General features: G+C 61.5%; 1 protein-coding gene. It reads left to right on the forward strand.

Annotated features, from left to right (window positions below; translation table 11 throughout):
- Positions 1-353: 4-hydroxyphenylacetate 3-hydroxylase C-terminal domain-containing protein (locus GPK94_RS00005; protein ID WP_276571498.1), on the forward strand; the 353-nt coding region annotated here is incomplete at both ends.

A 353-nucleotide genomic window follows, 5' to 3' on the forward strand; every position in this document is an offset into this window, starting at 1 on the left:
CAGGAGGCCCTGGTGGTTCTGGACCATGTGTTCATCCCCAACGAGTATATCTTCCTGAACGGCGAGTACGAGTTTGCCGGCATGATGGTGGAGCGGTTCGCCGGGTATCACCGTCAGAGCTACGGCGGCTGTAAGGTTGGCGTGGGCGACGTGGTGATCGGCGCCACGGCGCTGGCGGCCGAGTACAACGGCGTGGAGAAGGCTTCCGCCGTGAAGGACAAGCTGATCGAGATGACCCACCTGAACGAGACCCTGTACTGCTGCGGCATTGCGTGCTCCAGCCAGGGCTTCCAGACCAAGGCGGGCAACTACCAGATCGACCTGCTGCTGGCCAACGTATGCAAGCAGAACGT

This window comes from Pseudoflavonifractor sp. MCC625 (assembly GCF_018784545.1).
In the GTDB taxonomy this organism is placed as follows: domain Bacteria; phylum Bacillota; class Clostridia; order Oscillospirales; family Oscillospiraceae; genus Pseudoflavonifractor_A; species Pseudoflavonifractor_A gallinarum.